General features: G+C 67.2%; 18 protein-coding genes and 1 pseudogene. 12 read left to right on the forward strand and 7 right to left on the reverse strand.

Annotated elements, in window-relative coordinates; genetic code table 11:
• Positions 1–15: 15 nt before the first annotated feature.
• From ABIE41_RS19770 to glyA, 3 genes are read right to left on the reverse strand one after another with little or no spacing between them, the layout of a single operon-like run.
• Complete coding sequence (locus tag ABIE41_RS19770) at positions 16–459, reverse strand: PIN domain-containing protein (protein ID WP_192641953.1); 444 nt, start codon at positions 457–459, stop codon at positions 16–18.
• Position 460: 1 nt separating this feature from the next.
• The gene (locus tag ABIE41_RS19775; protein ID WP_192641954.1) at positions 461–694 is read right to left on the reverse strand and encodes a hypothetical protein; all 234 of its coding nucleotides are present in this window, start codon (positions 692–694) and stop codon (positions 461–463) included.
• A gap of 56 nt (positions 695–750) precedes the next feature.
• Positions 751–2052 (reverse strand): serine hydroxymethyltransferase, encoded by a 1302-nt coding sequence (glyA, locus tag ABIE41_RS19780; protein WP_192641955.1) that lies wholly within the window; start codon positions 2050–2052, stop codon positions 751–753.
• A 207-nt stretch (positions 2053–2259) separates the two neighbouring features.
• Here glyA and nhaA point away from each other — a divergent pair, with 207 nt between their 5' ends.
• The 4 genes from nhaA to ABIE41_RS19800 all read left to right on the forward strand — a co-directional run bounded on the left by nhaA (position 2260) and on the right by ABIE41_RS19800 (position 5489).
• A complete protein-coding gene (gene nhaA, locus ABIE41_RS19785) occupies positions 2260–3465 on the forward strand; it encodes a Na+/H+ antiporter NhaA (RefSeq protein WP_192641956.1) in 1206 nt (401 codons plus the stop codon).
• A gap of 194 nt (positions 3466–3659) precedes the next feature.
• Positions 3660–4046, forward strand: a complete 387-nt coding sequence (locus ABIE41_RS19790) for a cupin domain-containing protein (protein ID WP_354192895.1) — start codon at positions 3660–3662, stop codon at positions 4044–4046.
• Between the two features lie 550 nt (positions 4047–4596).
• A complete protein-coding gene (locus tag ABIE41_RS19795; RefSeq protein WP_192641958.1) occupies positions 4597–4983 on the forward strand; it encodes a hypothetical protein in 387 nt (128 codons plus the stop codon).
• 140 nt (positions 4984–5123) lie between these two features.
• Positions 5124–5489: a hypothetical protein gene (locus ABIE41_RS19800; RefSeq protein WP_354192897.1), complete on the forward strand. Its 366-nt coding sequence runs from the start codon at positions 5124–5126 to the stop codon at positions 5487–5489.
• Between the two features lie 229 nt (positions 5490–5718).
• Here ABIE41_RS19800 and ABIE41_RS19805 read toward each other — a convergent pair.
• The 4 genes and pseudogenes from ABIE41_RS19805 to ABIE41_RS19820 form a co-directional block, all read right to left on the reverse strand.
• Positions 5719–6961, reverse strand: a pseudogene (locus ABIE41_RS19805) (L,D-transpeptidase family protein).
• 255 nt (positions 6962–7216) lie between these two features.
• Complete coding sequence (gene ldtR / locus ABIE41_RS19810) at positions 7217–7729, reverse strand: transcriptional regulator LdtR (RefSeq protein ID WP_192641961.1); 513 nt, start codon at positions 7727–7729, stop codon at positions 7217–7219.
• A gap of 204 nt (positions 7730–7933) precedes the next feature.
• Positions 7934–8380 carry a DUF6163 family protein gene (locus ABIE41_RS19815; protein WP_192641962.1) on the reverse strand — a complete coding sequence of 149 codons (447 nt, stop codon included), beginning with the start codon at positions 8378–8380 and terminating at the stop codon, positions 7934–7936.
• A complete protein-coding gene (locus tag ABIE41_RS19820; RefSeq protein WP_192641963.1) occupies positions 8380–9435 on the reverse strand; it encodes an enoyl-CoA hydratase/isomerase family protein in 1056 nt (351 codons plus the stop codon). The genes ABIE41_RS19815 and ABIE41_RS19820 overlap by 1 nt, the downstream gene beginning before the upstream one ends.
• 116 nt (positions 9436–9551) lie before the next feature.
• Between ABIE41_RS19820 and hemB the strand changes: the two genes are divergently transcribed.
• The 8 genes from hemB (at position 9552) to ABIE41_RS19860 (ending at position 17804) form a co-directional block, all read left to right on the forward strand.
• A complete protein-coding gene (gene hemB, locus ABIE41_RS19825; RefSeq protein WP_192641964.1) occupies positions 9552–10658 on the forward strand; it encodes a porphobilinogen synthase in 1107 nt (368 codons plus the stop codon).
• Positions 10659–10758: 100 nt separating this feature from the next.
• Positions 10759–12093, forward strand: a complete 1335-nt coding sequence (locus ABIE41_RS19830; RefSeq protein ID WP_192641965.1) for a branched-chain amino acid ABC transporter permease — start codon at positions 10759–10761, stop codon at positions 12091–12093.
• 56 nt (positions 12094–12149) lie between these two features.
• The gene (locus tag ABIE41_RS19835) at positions 12150–13409 is read left to right on the forward strand and encodes a threonine ammonia-lyase (RefSeq protein WP_192641966.1); all 1260 of its coding nucleotides are present in this window, start codon (positions 12150–12152) and stop codon (positions 13407–13409) included.
• 55 nt (positions 13410–13464) lie between these two features.
• On the forward strand, positions 13465–13938 hold the full coding sequence (locus ABIE41_RS19840; RefSeq protein ID WP_192641967.1) for an RDD family protein: 474 nt from the start codon (positions 13465–13467) through the stop codon (positions 13936–13938).
• Between the two features lie 76 nt (positions 13939–14014).
• The gene (locus tag ABIE41_RS19845; RefSeq protein ID WP_192641968.1) at positions 14015–14761 is read left to right on the forward strand and encodes an arginyltransferase; all 747 of its coding nucleotides are present in this window, start codon (positions 14015–14017) and stop codon (positions 14759–14761) included.
• A 157-nt stretch (positions 14762–14918) separates the two neighbouring features.
• Positions 14919–15944 (forward strand): DUF2336 domain-containing protein, encoded by a 1026-nt coding sequence (locus tag ABIE41_RS19850; protein WP_192641969.1) that lies wholly within the window; start codon positions 14919–14921, stop codon positions 15942–15944.
• Between the two features lie 160 nt (positions 15945–16104).
• A complete protein-coding gene (locus ABIE41_RS19855; protein WP_354192904.1) occupies positions 16105–17109 on the forward strand; it encodes a DUF2336 domain-containing protein in 1005 nt (334 codons plus the stop codon).
• Between the two features lie 89 nt (positions 17110–17198).
• Entirely contained in the window at positions 17199–17804 is a 606-nt protein-coding gene (locus ABIE41_RS19860) for an outer membrane protein (RefSeq protein WP_354192907.1), read from the forward strand.
• Positions 17805–17832 lie beyond the last annotated feature (28 nt).

The following is a 17832-nucleotide window of genomic DNA, read 5'->3' on the forward strand; positions in this document are numbered from 1 at the left end:
GGCCTTCAGTCCTCGTCAGAGCTCTTCGCGGGCCAAAGCGGCCCTTAGATTGGCGGTAGACCAGGATGGCCATCCTGTTCCGGCGAAGTCGCGATCGTGAGACCAGATGTCAGCCTCCGCCAGCCAACCGAGCGCCAACACATGGGCATCGGCCGAACTCCCATTGCGGGAGGCGGGCGCCAGCATCAGCGTCTTCGCGGCCTCGGGGATGAGGCGTGAATACTCCGTCTCTGCGACAATCTTCAAATCAACAACCAACTTTGGAGCAAACAAAGCGGTCGGATGCCCGTCTTCGACCAGGCGCATCGCAACCTTGTCGATTTCGTCCACGGCGCGCTGGGAGATTGCCAAGAGGCGGTGCCGGGCCACGACAGCGAGAACATCCCCTCCGCGCAACCCCAGCGCGCAACTCAAGACGATGTTTGCATCGACGACCAATATGGCGGAAGGCGGTCTCACCTCAGACTTCGCGTTCTTCCAGCCACCGCTCCAATTCAGCTGTCTGTTCGACCGTGCGGTCCTTCGTCAGATCGCGCACAGTCTTCAGCAGCTCCGCAACCTGAGCCGCGCGCTCCGACCCGCTAGGGTCGATGACCGCGTCGATCGAGGCGCCTCTCTGCGAAAACGTGTCCGGAAGCGAAACCGCGCCAGCCGCAGCGAGCCGGCGCAGTTCCTCGATTGTGATCGTCGTCATGATCAACCCTCGTCTGTGGTCATCATACCACGATCTGGCAACGAGAGGCAGGTCCCTCAATAGATCGGGAAGCGTCCGGTCAGCTCGTGGACTTTCGCCTTGACCGCCTGCTCGACGGCGGCGTTGCCCTCCTCGCCGTTCTGGCTGAGGCCGTCCAGGACCTCGGCGATCAGCTCGCCGACCTTCTTGAACTCGGCGACACCGAAGCCGCGCGAGGTCGCGGCAGGCGTGCCCAGCCGGATGCCGGAGGTGACCATCGGCTTCTCGGGGTCGAAGGGGATGCCGTTCTTGTTGCAGGTGATGTGAGCGCGGCCGAGCGCGATCTCGGCGGCCTTGCCGGTAACCTTCTTGGAGCGCAGGTCGACCAGCATCAGGTGGTTGTCGGTGCCGCCGGTAACCAAGTCGAAGCCCTTGGTCTTGAGCGTGTCGGCGAGCGCCTTGGCGTTCTCGACGACGGCGCGGGCGTAGATCTTGAACTCCGGCTGCAGCGCCTCCTGGAAGGCGACCGCCTTGGCGGCGATGACATGCATCAGCGGCCCGCCCTGGATGCCCGGGAAGATGGCCGAGTTGAACTTCTTCGCCAGCGCCTCGTCATTGGTCAGGATCATGCCGCCGCGCGGGCCGCGCAGGGTCTTGTGCGTGGTCGTGGTCGCGACATGGGCGTGGGGGAACGGCGACGGATGCGAGCCGCCCGCAACGAGGCCGGCGAAATGCGCCATGTCGACGAAGAGATAGGCGCCGACCTCGTCGGCAATGGCGCGGAAGCGGGCGAAGTCCCAGTGGCGGGCATAGGCCGAGCCGCCGGCGACGATGACCTTGGGCTTGTGCTCGCGGGCGAGCCGCTCGAGCGCGTCATAGTCGATCAGCTGGTCGACGACGCAGACGCCATAGGACACGACGTTGAACCATTTGCCGGACTGGTTGACCGGCGCGCCATGGGTCAGGTGCCCGCCGGCGGCGAGGTCGAGGCCCATGAAGGTGTCGCCGGGCTGCATCAGCGCCATGAACACGGCCTGGTTGGCCTGGCTGCCGGAGTTGGGCTGGACGTTGGCGAAGCCGCAGCCGAAGAGCCGGCAGGCGCGCTCGATCGCCAGCTTCTCGGCGATGTCGACGAACTGGCAGCCGCCATAATAGCGCCGGCCCGGATATCCTTCCGCGTATTTGTTGGTCATCACCGAGCCTTGAGCCTCGAGCACGGCGCGGGAGACGATGTTCTCCGAGGCGATCAGCTCGATCTCGTCGCGCTGGCGGCTGAGCTCGAGGTCGATGGCGCGCGCGATCTCGGGGTCGGCATCGGCCAGCGAGGCGCCGAAGAACGAGTTCGAAAGGTGCTTTTCGGCGGCGGCGTCATGGCTCATGGCGAGGCTCCATCGGCGCTGGATCGTCGCATGGGCCGGACCGGGCCCCTGCGGTTGAATCAGTCTTGCGGAATCCGCGCTCGATCCCGCCATGGGCGGTCCCGTAGCACCCGCGGAGCCCCTTTCCAAGCGGGAAGCGGGTGACATGAGCGCGCGGGGAAGGCACAAGGGAGATCCCTCATCCACGGCAAGGAAACCGGATCCGGCATGCAGCAAAACACCGACGACGCCCCTTTCGCCAGGCGCTCCCCTCTGGGCGCCTTCCTGAAAAGCGAGGCCGCCGGCGGCGTGCTGCTCATGGTCTCCGCAGCGCTGGCGCTGGTCATCGCCAATTCACCGGTCGCACCGCTCTATTTCTCGGTGCTGGGAAGTTATGTCGCGGGCCTCAGCATCCTGCACTGGATCAACGATGCGCTGATGGCGGTGTTCTTCCTGCTCGTCGGGCTGGAGATCAAGCGCGAGTTCCTCGAAGGGCAGCTCTCGAGCTGGTCGCGCCGGGCGCTTCCCGGCATCGCGGCGCTGGGAGGCATGGTCGTGCCGGCGCTGATCTATCTGGCGCTGACGCGGGGCGACCCGGTCGCCATGCGCGGCTGGGCGATCCCCGCCGCCACCGACATCGCCTTTGCGCTCGGCGTGCTCGCTTTGCTGGGCTCGCGCGTGCCCGTCTCGCTCAAGATCTTTCTGACGGCGCTGGCGATCATTGACGATCTCGGCGCGGTCGTGATCATCGCGCTGTTCTACACCAGCAACCTGTCACTGCCGATGCTGGGGCTGGCGGGCGCCTGCATCGTCGGGCTCGTCGTGCTCAACCGCCTGCATGTGACGAAGCTCTGGGCCTATCTCGCGCTCGGCGCCCTGCTCTGGTTCTTCGTGCTCAAATCCGGCGTCCACGCGACGCTGGCGGGCGTCGCGCTGGCGCTGACGATCCCGATCGGGGACGGCAGCGACAGCGACGAGCCGGAGCACTCGCCCCTGCACACGCTGGAGCATGTGCTGCACCCCTGGGTCGCCTTCCTGATCGTGCCGATCTTCGGCTTCGCCAATGCGGGCGTGTCTTTCACCGGCATGACGCCCGCCACCGCGCTCGCGCCCGTGCCGCTCGGGATCGCGCTCGGCCTCTTCGTCGGCAAGCAGATCGGCGTGTTCGGCTTCTCCTGGCTCTCGATCAAGGCGGGGCTGGCCCTGATGCCGGCGCAGGCCAACTACACGCAGCTCTATGGCGTCGCCCTGCTCTGCGGCATCGGCTTCACCATGAGCCTGTTCATCGGGGCGCTCGCCTTCCCGGAGAACCCGGAACTGGGCGACGCGACCAAGATCGGCGTGCTGCTGGGCTCCGTGGTCTCGGCAGTGGCAGGCGCAGCGGTGCTGCGCCTCGCAGGCCGCGGAAGAGCGCCGGAGCGGCGGGCAGAGTGAAGAGGGCGTGGGCGCGCCTTACCCCTCCTGGCGCGCCCCTTCGTCTATGCTCGCGGTGAGGCGGTCTCTGGCGTTGTTTCTCGGGATTGCATGAGAGGGGCGCGACTGGAGTGAGGTACGCAAGGTCTGCAACCGACCGGTTGCGGACGCAATTTGCCGTGCCAAAACGTTGGCTTGCGTGTCTGGAGGGATAAATGGGGTTACAGCGGCTACGTTTGGACGATTGCGAGGTCTTGGTGAAGACAGGCATTCGATCAAGGCAGATTCTATGGCCCAAAAATGCGCCGGGTGCTCAAGCGACCATAACGCACGTCACGATGGAGCCCGGCTCAATTTCGCGCCGACACACCCATCCAACGTCAGAGCAGACTTGGATTGTCGAGCAAGGCGAAGGCGTTCTTCTGCTCGAAAATGGCAGAACCGAAAAGTTGGCCGCAGGGGATGTCGTTCGCACTCCTGCTGGGGAAACCCATGGAGTGGAGAACACAGGTTCGGTGCCACTGGTCTACCTTGCAGTTACGACACCACCCCAAGATTTTACGGGCGCGTATAGCTCGACGCAGCCTGCAAGCGGCAGCTAAAGACCCATTGCAGAAGGCCCGGAGTTGGCAAATCGCAACTAAATGTTCAGCTCAGTTGAACCAAGAAGCCCAGTATCGAAATGAACGCTGGCGGTCAGCCGTGATTGCTCCTGACGTTGTCGACACGGGCCGCACGATGGCTCTTGTTGGCTTCGCTCTTTTTATCGTCGGCTTCCCGTTTTTCTTAGGATTAGCGGAGGCATCGTTCAGATCGGCGCTTCTCATTGCCTCGTGCTACTTGGGCTTGTCCCTTGTCGTTTCAGCCGTATTCGCGTGGTCGTCTCAAACCGGACAGGGCCTCGCCTTCGCAATCCTGCTCATACCAGCATACTTGGCCATGTCGGCAGCGGCTTGGTGCGCTGGGCGCTCGATGGATTGGCTTATTCGCCGCTGGCGGGGCTGAGAAGCTAAGCTCGCTGCATCAACGTTCGCATCGGGTCCAGTCGCGAGTGCGCCCGAACAGAACTGGAGCTAGTGGCTGCTTCCGACCCGTTGCGGACGTTGACCGAGTTAGGCCAGATTGCGCCGATTATCGTTGGTGGCGGAAAAAATGCACATCGCAAAATCTTATGCTGTTGCGGCGGCGTTGTTCGTCATTCTTTCGACGGGTGCGGCTGCGCAGAAGGCTCACGATGTCGATGCCCTCGGCTGTTGGGAAACTGAAATGAGGACAGTGCCGCGCCAAGGAGGTTTCTATGCCGCATTTTGCTTCCTCAGAGGCGGGCTCCTCTCCGGAGGAGAACTCCATGGTGTTTCGAGCAGCAGCATCGAAGACGGGTGGCGGCGCTTAGACCTGACGCGTGTCGTGGTCGGCGGCAAGACCTGTTCGCTGAAGCGCTCGCGCGACGGAGCGACGCTGCAAATTTCTGGGTGCCCGAAATACGCGCGCGAATGGTCCAAAGCAGACCCGCAGATGGTGCTGCCCCCTTCTCCGTAGCCGTATCCCCATCCGACCCATAGCGGCCATGGTTGCTGTCCGAAAGGTCAGTCGAGGATCGGCGCAGGCGTGCGGGTCGGTTCGGTATTCCAAGATGCAATTGCGACCCGAGATTTCGGCCTCGTCACGCAGGCCTCATAGTGCTGCCCTTCGGCCCCGACGCCCCGATCGAAATGGAGGAAGTGCGCCTGGCCTTGCTCGTCAGTGAAGGCGACAAGCATCTCGAACTCTTCCACCGGAGCGGCACGCCAACCAAGGGATCTGGAAAGGCGTTGGCGGTCTGGCGCGGTTACGGTAGCGCCGAGCGAGAGCAGCCGCTCTACGGGGCGGGTGAAGCCTCCGAACAGACAAGCGCTTCGCCACGCACCGCCATTAACTGGAGCAAGGTCGATGATCGCCCAGTCCTCTCCGGCAGAGAACGCTTTTGCGGCCCGTTCGAATTGCGAAGCGAAGGGTCCGTAGTCTGGATGGTCGCGGTCGAAAACGGGGACGAGGCTGGAACATGACCGAGGCGGCTATGTCCAGGATGGCCGCTCCGATACAGCCAAGCAGCACTAGTAAGGAGGTGCGCAGTGCGGTCATGCGGATGCGATAACATAAATGCCCGCTCGCGGCTGTTAATGGACGCTCCCGACCCAAACCCGGCTCCATCGCTCGCGCAAACCCGCGTCACCCAACGAAAAACCCGCCGTCTCCGGCGGGTTTCCTTGTCTCGGACGGCTGGGAAAAAGCCGCTCAGATGTCCTGCTCGCCCTGGAGGGCGGCGACGGGGGCCGGGCCCAGCCCGTCCTTGTTGTAGATGTCGTCGCGGAACTGGACGCCGCCATCGGGCGTCGCCCAGGCGGTGACATAGACCCAGTAGCACGGCACCGGGTTGCTGATGCGGGCGTTGACGCGCTCGCCCGAGGCGATGACCTGGTCGATCTTGGCGCGGTCCCAGCCGGGTGTGTCCTTGAGCAGCCAGGCGATGTAGTCGCGCACGTTCTGGGACGCGCATGCAGCCCGAGGAAACGAAGCGGAAATCGTCGCCGAAGATGCCCTTGGCCGGGGTGTCGTGCATGTAGACGCCGTGCGGGCTGGGGATATTGATGCGCACGAAGCCCAGCGAGTTGAACTCGCCGCCCGGGTCCTGCCGGAAGGTGTAGCGCGTCGCCTCGTCGGAATTCCAGTTGACGCGCTCGGGCGCGATCTCGCCGGACGGGCCGATGATGCGGATCTTGTTCTCGGTGAGGTAGGTCGGCTCCTTCCTCATCTTGGGGATGAGGTCCTTCTTGATGATTGAAGCCGGCACCGTCCAGGTCGGATTGAAGTTGACCTCGGGGATCTTGGTCGAGAGCAGCGGCGACTGGCGGTCGATCTTGCCGACGCCAGCGGCGTGACGCGTCGCGACCTGGCCGTTCTCGACCGTCTCCACCATCGCGGCCGGGATGTTCGCGACGACGTAGCGGTTGCCGAGATTGCCGGCCCAGGTGCGCAGACGCACCACATTGGTCTCTAGCTGGCGGATGCGACGGTCGATCGGCACGTTCAGCGCGGTGACGGTCGCGCGGTTGATCGCGCCCGTGGTCGAGAGACCGACGCGCGCCTGGAAATTGCGGACGCCCGCCTCGACATAGGAATCATAGATGTTGCTGGTGCCGGCGTTGGCGTCGAGATCGCCGGTGACGATCAGGCGCTGGCGCAGGGCGACGACGCCTGGTCCGCGCGAGCCGACCGCCATCTTGTCGTTGAGCTGGACGGGCTGCCAGCCACCGCGCGCCGCGAGATCGCGATAGGCGACGATCGCTGCTTCAGTCGCCTGGAGCGATTCCGGGGAGAGCATCGGCGTATGCGAGCGGGCCACCGCGTTGCGGGCGCCGGAATCATAGCTCTGGCGCCACTCCGCCTGCTGGGCGAAGGCCGGCACGGCCGTGGTGGCAGCGGCGCCCGAAAGCAGCGCCAGCACTGTCTCGCGGCGGGTCAGGCTCATCGTCGGCATCACATCCCTCTCGACATCGTTCACTGTGCGGCCGTCGCGGCCTTGGACCGCCCGGGCGGGCAACCTCATGGCCGGCGAAGCTGCCTTAACACAATTAACGACGCGTGATGAGCGCGGCGATTTTAGGGCATGCCCGCATCCCGCAACATGCGGGGCACGATTGTGGCAGCGGCGCAACGCGTCGCCGCTCCCGGCCCGGAGGGCGGCAGCGGCGACGGCGTGGGCAGGGCGGTGAAGCGGGCGATGGCGCCCGATTCAGAGCTTGTAGCGGATCTGGTCGGTCCAGAAGCGCTCGAGGCGCAGCAGGGCGTTGTTCATCCGCTCGAAGTCGTCGGCCGCGATGCCGCCGATCTGCTCGACCGTGCGGACATGCTTGTCGTAGACGCCCTTCACGAGATTGTGCACCTCGGCGCCCTTCTCCGTCAGGCTGATGCGCACCGAGCGACGGTCGATCCGCGAGCGGGCATGGTGGAGGTAGCCGAGCTCGACCAGCTTCTTGACGTTATAGGAGACGTTCGAGCCGAGATAGTAGCCGCGCGTGCGCAGCTCGCTGGCCGACAGCTCGGCATCGCCGATGTTGTAGAGCAGCAGGGCCTGCACGCTGTTGACGTCGTCGCGGCCGCGCCGCTCGAACTCGTCCTTGATGACGTCGAGCAGGCGGCGATGCAGCCGCTCCACCAGCGTGAGGGACTCGAGGTAGAGAGGCTTCACCTTCAGGTCAGCCTCGTCAGACCTTTCGACAACCGAAGTCTTGACGCTCGCTTTCATGGTATATCCCGCCTGTTGACTGTCGGTCAGGATTGATCTCCCGATCCGCTTCTGAGAAACACCATAGGCGGGCCGGATGAAAACGAGTTTAAATATCAGGATGAATCGGGGATTTACCCCTTTGGGTGAATCCAAGATGAAGCCAGAAACGCTTAAGCTAAAGCGTTAGTTACCAGGACCCGCCGCAGTCGAGGCGTCCGGACCTCAGGAAGCCTCGTTCTCGGCCGCCCAGGTCGCGAGGAAATAGGCGAGAATCGCGGCGATATAGGCGCCGGTCAGCCAGGGCGTCATCGGCAGCAGGCGGGGGAAGAAGAAGGCCAGCAGCAGCTGGCTGATCGCCGCCAACAGCCAGAGTACGCCCCCCCAGGTCGAGGTCAGCCAGAGGCCCACCGCCGCGACGAGGTCAATCACCGCGAAATAGACCGTGATCGCCTGGAAGCTGAGCAGGCGGTTCTCGAAGGGCGGCTGGTTCTCGCCGCCGATGCCGAAGATGACCGCCCAGGCGAGCAGGCCCTTGGCGAGCCAGAGCACGGAGAGGATGCGCAGCATCCAGACCAGCAGGGTGCGCCAGCGCGTGGGGGCCGCCGCGACGCCGCCCGAGGCCTCGTCGCTGCGCTGGCCGCGCAGAACCTCGCCGTCCCCGCCCGGCATCAGGGCGCCAGCTTCAGTTCGGCGGCGCCGAGCGGCGCGAAATAGGCGGTGATGTCGGCCGGCACGACGTCGTCGAGCGTGGCCGGGCGCCAGCGCGGCGCCTGGTCCTTGTCGATCACGACGGCGCGGACGCCCTCGTAGAAATCATGGCCATGGGCGATGCGCGAGACGATGCGGAATTCCGTGCGCATCGCTTCGGCGAAAGCGAGTGTGGCGCCGCGGCGCATCTGCTCGAAGGCGATGGCGACGCTGGTCGGGGACTTCACCGCGAGCGTCTGGCGTAGCTTGCCGGCGAAGGCGCTGCCGCCGGCCGCGGCGGCCTCGATCCGGGCGATGATCTCGGGCAGAGTCGCGGCGCCGAAGCAGTCCGCGATCAGCCCGCGCTCCGGGGCGAGCCGGGGCTGGCCCGGATCATGGGTGAAGCCGGCGAGGATGTCGTCGAGCGCGCCACGGCGTGTCAGCGCGTCGGTAAGCTCCGCCATCCGCGCGCTCGGCACGGCATGGGTGGCGAGCCCGAGCGCCAGCGCATCGGCCGCGCCCACCCGGTCACCCGTCAGCGCGAGATAGATTCCGGCCGCATCCGGCAGGCGCGGCAGGGCGAAGGTCGCCCCGACATCGGGAAAGAAGCCGATACCGACTTCGGGCATGGCGAAGAGATAGCGCTCGCCCGCGATCCGGTGGCTGCCATGCAGCGAGATTCCGACGCCGCCGCCCATGACGATGCCGTCGATCAGCGCGACATAGGGTTTGGAATAGCTCTGGATGCGGGCGTTGAGGATGTATTCCTCACCCCAGAAGGCGAGCATCTCGTCATGCTGCCCGGCCTTGCCGAGATCGTGCAGGGTGCGGATGTCGCCGCCGGCGCAGAAGGCCTTCTCGCTGGTGCTGGTGACGATGACGCGCTCGACCGCGGGATCCTTCTCCCAGGCGTCGAGCGCGTTGGCGAGTTCGCGGACCATCGGAAGCGTGAGCGCGTTCAGCGCCTTCGGCCGGTCGAGCACGACCACGCCCGCCGCGCCGCGCCGCTCGCACTGGATCTCCGGGGTCTGCGACATGCGGCTGCTTTCCCTGCTGCGTCGGCCCGGTTCTGGGACGGGCCGGCGATGCTTGTCAACGCGCCCGGGCGCCCGACCGCTCGTGCGACCACAGCCCCTTTTTTGGAACCGTTCCGATGTGCTACGGTGATCGCGTCGGCCCTGCCGGCATCACCGAGCCGACGGAGGCCTCATTGGACACCCGGAACGTGCGGCCCTTCCCGGCGCCGCAGCTTCGCCCGGATACGGCCCCGGCCCTCGGCCTGACCCGGCGCATGCGGCGCAACCGCAAGGCGGAATGGTCGCGGCGGCTGGTGCGCGAAACGCGTCTCACGACAGACGACCTGATCTGGCCGCTCTTCCTGATGGATTCGACCGAAGCCCGGACGCCCGTCGCCTGGATGCCGGGCGTCGACCGGCTCAATATCGAGGAGGCGGTGCGCCAGGCGGCGCATGCGGCTTCGCTCGGCATTCCGGCGATCGCGCCCTTCCCCTTCGTCGACAAGGCGCTGCGCGACCCGACCGGCTCGGAAGCGCTCAACGCGCGCAACTTGATGTGCCGGGCCGTGCGCGCCATCAAGACGGAGGTGCCGCAGATCGGCATCATCTGCGACGCGGCGCTCGACCCCTACACCTCCCATGGCCATGACGGCGTGATGGATGGCGAGCGCATCCTCAACGATGCCAGCGTGGCGATCCTCGTCCAGCAGGCGCTGGCGCTCGCCGATGCCGGGGCCGACGTCATCGCCCCCTCCGACATGATGGACGGTCGCGTCGGCGCGATCCGCGCAGCGCTCGACGCATCGGGCCAGGAGGACGTGCAGATCATGGCCTATGCGGCCAAATATGCCTCTGCCTTCTACGGCCCGTTCCGCGACGCCATCGGCACCAATGCGACGCTGGTCGGCGACAAGCGCACCTACCAGATGGACCCCTGCAATTCGGACGAGGCCATCGCTGAGGTCGGGCTCGATCTCGATGAGGGCGCTGACATGGTGATGATCAAGCCCGGCCTGCCCTATCTCGACATCGTCGCACGGGTGAAGGACCATTTCCGGGTGCCGACCTTCGCCTACCAGGTCTCGGGCGAGTACGCGATGATCATGGCGGCGGCCGGCAATGGCTGGCTCGACGGCGAACGCGCGATGATGGAAAGCCTGACCGCCTTCAAGCGCGCCGGTGCCGACGGCGTGCTGACCTATTTCGCGCCGCAGGTGGCGCAGAAGCTCAAGGCCGCCGGCTGACGCTTCGCATCGTCGCACGTCATTGCAAGCGCAGCTTCGTAGCTGCGTTCCTTGTAATACGAATGGCACGCGGCCGCTTCTGCGTTACGTTGCGCGCCGCATGCGACCTCTCCTGCCGACGATTCTGCTCGTTCTCGCGCTCGGCGGCTGCAGCGAGCGCTTCGACACCGATCAGCAGCGGCTCTGCCGGCAGGCGATTCCCGCGCTCAACGCGCCGGGCACGCCGATCGCGATCGAGCGTGCGGGCGCGGGGCCGAGACCCGGAATCCTCCGCATCATCTATGTCGCCGGCCCGGCCGAGGGGCCGGTGCGCCGTCGCAGCATCGACTGTCTCTTCGCCGGGGAAGGCCAAGGCCTGCGGCCGGGCGCCCTGATCGGCGTCGCCTCGGACGGGCGTCCGATGAGCGATGCCAGCTTCTACCTGCTGCGCCGCTTCTATCTGGAGGACCGGCGCGACCCGCCTGCCGACCCCGGCGCGCCGCTGCCCCTCTGGCTCCCGGAATTGCCACCGGCGCTTGCCTATGGTCTGCAGCAGGGCGTGAGCGGCCTGCCCTCGGCGGCGATCTATGCCCTGCTCGCCTGCGCCTATGCCCTGATCTATGGCCTCAGCGGGCGCATCATCCTGAGCTTCGGCGAGTTCGCGGCGCTCGGCGCGACGGCCTCGGTGGTCGGTGCGGCACTGCTCGTCTCCGTCGCTGCGTCGACGCCGCTTGCGGGGCTCGGGGCTGCTTTCGTCGTCGCGATCCTCGTCGCCGCGCTGCATGGTTTCGCCATGGGGCGCGTCGTGCTGGGGCCACTGGCGCGCGGCCGCGGCCAGCAGGTGCTCATCGCCACCGTCGGGCTCGGGATCGCGCTGTCTGAATATCTTCGCCTCGTCCAGGGCACGGGGCTGCGCTGGCTGCCGCCGGTGCTCAACGAACCGATGGCGCTGGCGCGGGCCGGCAGCTTCGTCGTCACGGCGACACCGCTTTGGCTCGGTGTCGCGACCGCCGGTTTCGCGGCGACTCTGGGGCTGGTTCTGCTGATCGCGCGCTCGGCCTATGGGCGGCAGTGGCGCGCCGTGGCGGACGATGCCCGCACCGCCGCGCTGTTCGGCGTCGATGCGCGGGCAGTCCACGACAAGGCGCTGATCCTGGCCTGCGCCGCCAGCGGCATGGCCGGCGTTATCGTCACCGCCGTCTATGGCGGGATGGGTTTCGCCGGCGGCTTCACGCTCGGGCTGAAGGCGCTGATCGGCGCCATCCTCGGCGGCATCGGCACGCCGGCGGGCGCCGCGCTGGGTGGGCTTTGCATCGCCCTGTTCGAAGTGCTCTGGTCGGCGACGATGCCGCTCGAACAGCGCGATATCGCCGTCTATGCCCTGCTCGCCGTGGTCCTGATCCTGCGGCCGGGCGGTTTCTTCGGCGACGGCGCGCTGGCGCCGCGGCCGGTCTGAACGCCCTCCCTCGCCGTCTCGCCTTCGCCCTCCTTCCAGACACCGGACTCCCCATCATGAGCGAGCCCTTCTCCATCACACCGGCAGATATCGAGGCGGCGGCACGGCGCATCGAGGGCCATGTGTTGCGCACCCCGCTGGTGCCGGCGCCGCGCCTCTCCGACCTCACGGGCGCGACCGTGCTGGTCAAGCACGAGAACATGCAGGCGACGGCCTCCTTCAAGGAGCGCGGCGCGGTCAACAAGCTGCTGACACTGGACGATGACGAGCGGGAGCGCGGCGTCATCGCCATGTCGGCGGGCAACCACGCCCAGGCGGTGGCCTATCACGCCCGGCGCTTCGGCATTCCCGCGACGATCGTGATGCCGGAGACGACGCCGCTGGTGAAGGTCGAGAACACGCGCTCCCATGGCGCCCGCGTCGTGCTGCATGGCGAGACGCTGTACGAATCGGCGCAGAAGGCGCGGGAACTCGCCCAGGCAGAGGAACTGGTCTTCGTGCATCCCTATGACGATCCCGCCGTGATGGCGGGCCAGGGCACGATCGCGCGCGAGATGCTCGACGACGATCCCGAACTGGAGGTGCTCATCGTCCCGCTCGGCGGCGGCGGGCTGATGGCCGGCAATGCGGTGGCCGCCAAGGCGCTGAAGCCGTCGATCGAGCTGATCGGGGTGGAGGCGGCGCTCTACCCCTCCTTCTTCAACGCGATCAATGCCGACGACCTGCCCGTCGGCGGGCCGACGCTGGCCGAGGGCATCGCGGTCAAGACGGTCGGCGTCCAGACCCTGCCGATCGTCTCCAGCCTCGTTTCCGACATCGTGCTGGTCGGCGAGGACCTGATCGAGCGCGCGGTCTACGCTTACGCCAGTCTTCAGCACAGCCTGGCGGAGGGGGCCGGCGCGGCCGGGCTCGCCGCGATGCTGAAGGAGCCGGGGCGCTATGCCGGGCGCAAGGTCGGCCTGCTGCTCTGCGGCGGCAACATCGACACGCGCCTGCTGGCGGCGATCATGGTGCGCGAACTCGAGCGCGAGGACCGCATCGTGGCCTTCCGGCTGACGACCGCCGATCGGCCAGGCCTGCTCGGCAAGGTCGCGAGCCTGCTCGGCGAGCAGGGCGCCAACATCCTCGAGGTCAGCCATGGCCGGCTGTTCCTCGATGTGCCGGCCAAGGGTGTGACGCTCGACGTCACGGTGGAGACCCGCGGCAGCGCCCATTCCGCCACGATCGAGGCCGCCCTGCGCGAGAGCGGGTTTGCGCCCCATCGCGTGCTGCCGCGCGGGCTTGCCGGCCGCGACCTTGCGGAACCGGGACGCTGACCAAACATTGTGTGGAGGCCACACCGGCCCGACCGAGAACAGGACACGAATTCAGATGACCGACACCCGCTATGGCCAGCCCCCGATCGTCGCCGTGGGCGAGCGACCGGTCCAGGATGTCAGCGGCGTCCTGGGCTCGCGCATCTTCGCCTGGATCGGCGACATCATCGTGCTCGCCATCCTCGGCACGCTGGTCTGGTTCGCGCTCGGCGTGCTCGGCATCGTCACCTTCGGCGCGACCTGGCTGCTGATCCCGATCGCGACGGTCGCGACCGCGCTCGGCTATGCTGCGCTGACGATCGGCGGCCCGCGCCAGGCGACCTGGGGCATGCGGATGGCCGGCCTGCGCGTCGAGACTGCCACGGGCGGCCGGCCCGACGGGCTGGCGGCGGCGGTGCACGCGCTTTTGTTCTACGTCGCGGCCTCGACAGTGGCGCTGTGGGTGCTCGACATCCTCTGCGGCATCGTGCGCAGCGACCGGCGCCTCGCGCACGACCTGCTCACCGGGCTCGTGGTGGTGCGCGCCTAAGGGCGCGTCCTGCCCTTGTTGATACCGGCGCGGCTGCTACACTCCGCTTCGACCCCTACGCCGGAGCGAGCCTGACGTGACGCGCCCGTTGCGGGATGCCCCGCAATTCTACCTGACGTCGCCGACGCCGTGCCCCTATCTACCCGGGCGCGAGGAGCGCAAGGTCTTCACCCATCTCGTGGGCGCCCGCGCCCGCGACCTCAACGATGTGCTGAGCCATGGCGGCTTCCGCCGCTCGCAGAGCATCGCCTATCGCCCGGCTTGCGAGACCTGCCGGGCCTGCATTTCGGTGCGCGTCCTTGTCGACGATTTCCGGCCCTCGCGCGGCTTCCGGAAGGTGATGTCGCGCAACAGCGACCTGATCGGCGAATGGCTGCCGCCACGGCCCCGCTCGGAGCATTATTCCCTGTTCCGCACCTATCTCGACGAGCGCCACCCCGATGGCGGCATGGCGACGATGTCGGCGCTCGATTTTGCGATGATGGTCGAGGACACCCATGTCGAGACATCGCTGATCGAGTATCGCCGCCGCGGCCCCGACAGCGGCTTCACCGGGCGTGGTCAGGGCGACCTCTTCGCGATGGCGCTGACCGACCGGCTGAGCGACGGGCTCTCCATGGTGTATTCGGTGTTCGACCCGTCGCTGGAGGCGCGCTCGATCGGCACCTTCATGGTGCTGGACCATATCGAGCGGGCCCGGAAGCTGCGCCTGCCTTACGTCTATCTCGGCTACTGGGTCGATGGCTCGCCGAAGATGGCCTACAAGGAGCGCTTCCTGCCCCAGGAGCGCCTGCTGCCACAGGGCTGGGAACGCTTCGGCTGAACCGCAACGCCGCGCAGCGGGCCGTCCGGCCCTGACGCTGCGGCAATAGGTTTTGTTCATACCAATTTCCGACAATGGTTTGCGCGGGCGCGGTGCCGCGTCACATTGGACGCGGTCCTTCGGGGCCGGCCCGTCATGGGAAAGGCTTGGGGGCACCATGCTGCACTCGCTGTTCAAACTGGCCGCGGAGACCTCCTCCGACGCCCGGCACCGGCTGTTGCAGGCGGTCACGGACCTGTTTTTCTGCGACCCCGAGCCGACGGGTATGTCGAAGCACCACTATGGCGAGATCGCGCTGCGCGCCCTGCCCCATCTCGATCTGCAGGCGCGCCAGGGCTATGCCGACGAGGTCGCCGCGGAGCCGAACCTGCCGCGCAGCGTCGCCAATGCGCTCGCCGGCGATCCGGACGGCGAGGTCGCGCGGCTCGTCCTGCGGCTGTCTCCCGTGCTGACCGACCGAGACCTCGCCGCCATCGCGCTGAACCAGTCCCAGGCTCATCTCGCCGCCATCGCCGAGCGCGTCCGGCTGTCGGAGAACATCACCGACATCCTCGTCGAGCGCGGCGACACCCAGGTCCTCAAGACCGTGGGCGGCAATGAGGGCGCGGCCTTTACGGAAGAGGGTTTCGAGAAGCTGCTCGACCGCGGCCGCGAGGAGGCTGCGATCCCGCTGGCCGTCGTCGTCCGGTCCGATCTCAGCGAGGTTCGCGCCGAGCGGGTGCTGCGCGTGCTGGCCGAGCTCGGCGAGCAGGGCGACGTCGACTTTGCCTCCGACAGCGAGGCGGCTGCGATCGCGCGGCTGGCACGGCGCCAGCGGCTCGAGGTCAACCAGCTCATCGCCGATCTCAAAAGCGGGACGCGCCCGCTCGACGAGGTCGTCGTGATGCTGGCCGAGGAAGACCGCGCCTACCACCTCGCGCAGGTGCTGGCCCGCGTCTCCGACATCGGCGTCGAGCAGGCCCTGCGCGCGCTGCTGCAGCGGGATGTCAGCGGCATCGCGCTGGCCTGTCGCGCGCTCGACATCGGCATCCCCGGCTTCGCGGGCGTGCTGGCGCTGCGGGCGCGGCGCCTGATGTTCGCCAACAAGGACACCGAGGAGGATCTGCGCCGCTACGCCCAGATCGACAGCGCCGCCGCCACGCGCGGGATGCGCTTCATCCGAATGAAGGCGCGCGTCGCCTGAGCGGCGGCGCAAGGCCGGTCGGGCGCTGTGCCCGCGCCCGACGACGATGCGCAATTGCCCGGTTCACGCACGGTCATCTTAATCATCGGTCAAACCCTGCGCGCTATGGTGAGCATCTCACCTGTCCCCGGATCGCCCAATGCTCAGCGAACTGTCCCGAATGCCTGCGGAAATGTCGTCGGACAGCCGGCGGCAACTGCTAAACGCGGTCACAGACCTGTTCCTGCTGGATGAGGCGCCCAACGAGGCGTCGCAGGCCCATTATGGCGAGATCGCGCTCAAATCGCTGCCGCATCTCGAAGCCGATGCCCGGCGCGACTATGCCGACCGCGTCGCCGAGACGCCGACACTGCCGCGCGACGTTGCGGTGACGCTCGCCTCCGATCCGGACGCGGATGTGGCGCGCCTCGTGCTCAAGCTTTCGCCGGTGCTGACCGACACGGACCTTGCGGCGATCGCGGTGACGCAGTCGCAGCGCCATCTCGTGGCCATCGCCGAGCGCGCGCGTCTCTCCGAGAGCGTCACCGACATCCTGGTCGAGCGCGGCGACCGCGAGGTGCTGCACACCGTCAGCGCCAATGAGGGCGCGAGCCTCTCAGAGAAGGGCTTCGACCGGCTGATCGAGCGCGGCGGCCATGACGGCCAGATCAGCCTCGCGCTGTGCTCCCGCTCTGACCTGACGCCGAACCGCGCCGAGCGCGTGATGCGGATCGTCGAGCAGATGAGCGACGATGGCGGGCTCTGGAACAAGCCGGGCAGCGAGGCGCTGAGCCTCGCCCGCCAGGCCCGGCAGCAGCGGCTCGAGATCAAGCTGCTGATGGCCGATCTCGCCGCCGGCACACGCCCGCTGGACGAGATCGTCTCGATGCTGGCCGACGAGGACCGCGCCTTCCACCTCGCGCTGGTCTTCGCCCAGGTCGCCAGCCTCAGCACGGACCAGGCGCTGCGCGTGCTGATGCAGCGGGACGCGAGCGGCATTGCCGTCGCCTGCCGGGCACTCGGTGTCTCGACGGAGGCCTTCGGCGCCGTACTGCGGCTGCGCGGGCGGCGGATGATGTTCGCCAGGGCCGCGACCGAGGACGATCTGAAGGCCTATGCCGCGCTCGACCTCGCCACCGCAGAGCGGACGATGCGTTTCCTCAAGCTCAAGACCAAGCTGTCCTGACGCGCGCACGCGGCCACAAATCCGCGACATTCCGGCGGCCTCATGCTAGGCTCGAAATCGGGCCGGCTGCGATGAGGACCTGTTTGACCGTGAGAGTGCCGCTTCTCTCCGCCGCGATCGCCGGCGCCCTGCTCCTGCCGGGCGCGGCCCGTGCCCAGTCCTGGCTGCCCTTCGACGGCTTTGCGCCGCTGCCCTCCTTCGCCTGGTCGCAGCCGACGCTGGCACCTGGCGGCGTTCGCTGGGAGGGCTCCTATGCCCGCATCTCGACGGGTTTCAACGTCACCAGTTCGAAGCGCTTCGGCACCAGCGCCGGCCCGACCTTCGGGCTCGAGGCGGGTGTGATGAAGCGCGAGGGCAATTTCGTCTACGGCATCGTCGGCGCGCTCGACTACATGCCGAGCTTCGGTGGCGCAAACACGCCGGGCTTCGGTCAGGCGAGCTTCACGCGCGACTTCGCCGGCGCCTTCCAGATCAAGACGGGCGTCCTGGTGACGCCGGATGTGCTTGTTTACACCAAGGTCGGCATGGCCGCCGCCAACGAGACCTATCGCTACGGCGCCACGCCCTGGTCATCGCCGTTCTCGCGCAGTGACATCGCGGTTCGGCCCGAGGCACGCGCCGGCGTCGAATGGGCGGTGACCAACAACCTCACGCTCGGCCTCGAAGTCGGCGTCGTCGGCCAGAGCATCCGCTGAGAGTTTGATTCAGGCGGTTGCGGGAGTG

Origin of the sequence: Bosea sp. OAE506 (assembly GCF_040546595.1) — a bacterium.
Lineage (GTDB): Bacteria > Pseudomonadota > Alphaproteobacteria > Rhizobiales > Beijerinckiaceae > Allobosea.

Coding starts and splice junctions, on each gene's coding strand:
- ABIE41_RS19775 (WP_192641954.1), bottom strand. CDS start 694: ATGACGACGATCACAATCGAGGAACTGCGCCGGCTCGCTGCGGCTGGC.
- glyA (WP_192641955.1), bottom strand. CDS start 2,052: ATGAGCCATGACGCCGCCGCCGAAAAGCACCTTTCGAACTCGTTCTTC.
- nhaA (WP_192641956.1), top strand. CDS start 2,260: ATGCAGCAAAACACCGACGACGCCCCTTTCGCCAGGCGCTCCCCTCTG.
- ABIE41_RS19790 (WP_354192895.1), top strand. CDS start 3,660: ATGGGGTTACAGCGGCTACGTTTGGACGATTGCGAGGTCTTGGTGAAG.
- ABIE41_RS19795 (WP_192641958.1), top strand. CDS start 4,597: ATGCACATCGCAAAATCTTATGCTGTTGCGGCGGCGTTGTTCGTCATT.
- ldtR (WP_192641961.1), bottom strand. CDS start 7,729: ATGAAAGCGAGCGTCAAGACTTCGGTTGTCGAAAGGTCTGACGAGGCT.
- ABIE41_RS19815 (WP_192641962.1), bottom strand. CDS start 8,380: ATGCCGGGCGGGGACGGCGAGGTTCTGCGCGGCCAGCGCAGCGACGAG.
- ABIE41_RS19820 (WP_192641963.1), bottom strand. CDS start 9,435: ATGTCGCAGACCCCGGAGATCCAGTGCGAGCGGCGCGGCGCGGCGGGC.
- hemB (WP_192641964.1), top strand. CDS start 9,552: ATGTGCTACGGTGATCGCGTCGGCCCTGCCGGCATCACCGAGCCGACG.
- ABIE41_RS19830 (WP_192641965.1), top strand. CDS start 10,759: ATGCGACCTCTCCTGCCGACGATTCTGCTCGTTCTCGCGCTCGGCGGC.
- ABIE41_RS19835 (WP_192641966.1), top strand. CDS start 12,150: ATGAGCGAGCCCTTCTCCATCACACCGGCAGATATCGAGGCGGCGGCA.
- ABIE41_RS19840 (WP_192641967.1), top strand. CDS start 13,465: ATGACCGACACCCGCTATGGCCAGCCCCCGATCGTCGCCGTGGGCGAG.
- ABIE41_RS19850 (WP_192641969.1), top strand. CDS start 14,919: ATGCTGCACTCGCTGTTCAAACTGGCCGCGGAGACCTCCTCCGACGCC.
- ABIE41_RS19855 (WP_354192904.1), top strand. CDS start 16,105: ATGCCTGCGGAAATGTCGTCGGACAGCCGGCGGCAACTGCTAAACGCG.